The 2,426-nt window shown below is 47.4% G+C and carries 3 protein-coding genes; all 3 read left to right on the forward strand.

Annotated elements, in window-relative coordinates:
- On the forward strand, positions 1–376 hold a 376-nt coding region (locus V2I46_14490), incomplete at its 5' end, for a pyruvate kinase alpha/beta domain-containing protein (GenBank protein ID MEE4178711.1).
- A 108-nt stretch (positions 377–484) separates the two neighbouring features.
- Positions 485–1,426 (forward strand): transporter, encoded by a 942-nt coding sequence (locus tag V2I46_14495; GenBank protein ID MEE4178712.1) that lies wholly within the window; start codon positions 485–487, stop codon positions 1,424–1,426.
- Positions 1,427–1,503: 77 nt separating this feature from the next.
- Positions 1,504–2,426, forward strand: a 923-nt coding sequence (locus V2I46_14500) for a DUF481 domain-containing protein (GenBank protein MEE4178713.1), incomplete at its 3' end; no start/stop codon positions are given.

Here is a 2,426-nt window from a genome sequence, read left to right on the forward strand (position 1 = left end):
CCCCCACCGGAACGCTGCCATCGCCCATGGCGTTAAGATGATGGCAAGGGAATTGAATGCCAGGTATGTTGTCCTCTGGTCCCAATTTGGAGGGGAAGGGGTGCTTATATCCCAGCAGAGGATGAACAAGCCCGTACTCGCCTTCACTGCTAATGAGAAATCCCTGAACCAGCTTTCGCTGCTATATGGACTGCAACCCGAATACATGGCACAGCCGGAAAGCGGCAGCAGCTTCATCAGGGAGGTGGACAGGCTTTTGCTGGAAAGGGCATGGGCAGAAACAGGGGACACCATCATCATTGCCCTTGGGGAACCCATCGACAGGCTGGGTGTGACCAACAGGCTGGTGGTCCATATAGTCGGGGAAGACTCCTGATTTCCACTCCGCCCCCGATGTTAACATTGAATTGTTAATTTTATTTCTGATCCCATCCTAAAATCCCTTTACTACGGCATTAACTTTACAAATTAGATTTGGATTTTAATGGTTAAGACTAAGGCATTTCTGTTGAATGCGATTTCAGCACTGTATTTGCTAACAACCCCGGTACTAACTTTTGCGGCAGAGAACGGTACCGGGGTTTATCTATTAGGGTCCAGGGACAGGCAGATGGCTGTATTCCATTCAAGGGGCATGTTCCTGCGCAATGATTTCTCTTACCAGACCGGGATGTTTTACGGGATATATATGAATGGGCATAAGTTTGAATCCATCAAGAACTGGGTTGCCGTCAACAATACCAACCTGAATTACTACTCGGACATGAACCTGTTTGGCGGAACCTACATGGCAGGCATCGAATTGAGGCTGGTAAGCAATGAGCTGACCGTTGTGCCGGAGGTGTTCAACGGGATCACAAAAACAAATGAAAACAAGATGGGCCTAGGCGACCTGAAGGTCACCCCGCTGGCCATCGGCTGGGATAACCGGGGATTCTTTCATTATAGTTCGAGCATATCATTCTACTTTCCAACCGGCAATTATGATCCCAAGGGGTATGCCAACACCTGTAAAAACTATTTGTCCATAAACCCGGAATTTGCGATCACCTTTTTTAATGAATATACCAGGACGGATATTTCCGCCGACCTGGGATTGTTGTATAACCTTAAAAATCCGGCCACCAATTACCAGACAGGCGTTGAGCTCTATTCGGAATATGCCTTTGTCCAGGGTATTGAAAGGCACTGGGGATTGGGGCTTGTCGGGTATTTCTATCACCAGCTGACTTCTGATTCGGGTGATGGGGTTCCAGGTGGCGACTACAAAGGCAAATGCAACGGATTGGGGCCCATCATTACCTACGACATGCGCCAGGGCCGCACCACCATTGGCCTTATGGCAAAGATGTATTTCGTGTATGGCAATGAGAACACGCTTTATTCCAATGTTTACACCCTGGGCTTCTCCCTCAGGTTTTGGTAAGAACCTGAATTTTTTCCTGCCTTCCAACACATTATTTTTTATTTTTGAATCCTCCAGGCAATTGAAGCGACCCATAAATGAAGCTATCACATTTCCGAAAAACAGGGTTATTTATTTTTATTCTGTCAATTCATTTTATTTCAATTGAAGCCAGGGCCGATGGACGGCAAAAGATAGACAAGGTCACCCTCCAGAACGGGGATGTAATTACCTGTGAGATCAAACAACTGGAATACGGGCTTTTAAAAGCCAAAACAGATGATGCCGGTACCCTTGAGATAAAATGGAATAAGGTAACCAGGATATCTTCAACCTATATATTTGAGGTTGAGATGCAGGATGGAACTGTTTATTTTGGCAAGTTTGGCCAGGTGGACAGTGACCAGAAAGTATCTATTGTATCTGGTCCGACTGTTAAGGTAGTGGATATGCTGCAAATTGTCGCTATCGCACAAATTGAAAACAGGTTCTGGTCGAGGTTGGATGGGTCGGTCAGCCTGGGGCTGAACCTGGCCCAGGCCAACGACCTCCTGCAATGGAATTCTAATTTCAACACGACTTACCGTTCCAGGTCATACTTTTCCACGATCAGTTACAGTGGAAATTACACTACCCAATCGGAACAAGATGCTACCCAGCGACAGGATGCCAACCTTGTATTTACAAAAAACCTTCCTCAGAAATGGCTGGCCTACGGTTATTTCGGAGCCAACAACAATACCGAGCAGGGTTTGAAGCTGAGACTTTCATTGGGTATGGGACCGGGAATACAATTGATCCAGAGCAACCAGAACGTCCTGGGTGCGGTCGCCGGGCTGGTGGCCAGCCGGGAATGGTCACTGGATGAAGAAGGCATCAGGGACAACATGCTGGAAGGGCTACTTGTCATGAGGTTCAGCCGGTTCAAGTACGATTCACCGAAATCAAACATTACAACACAGATGAATTTTTACCCGGGCCTGTCACCCTGGGGCCGGTACCGGGCAGAATTAAACCTTGA

The sequence above is a fragment of the Bacteroides sp. genome, assembly GCA_036351255.1.
Classification (GTDB): domain Bacteria; phylum Bacteroidota; class Bacteroidia; order Bacteroidales; family UBA7960; genus UBA7960.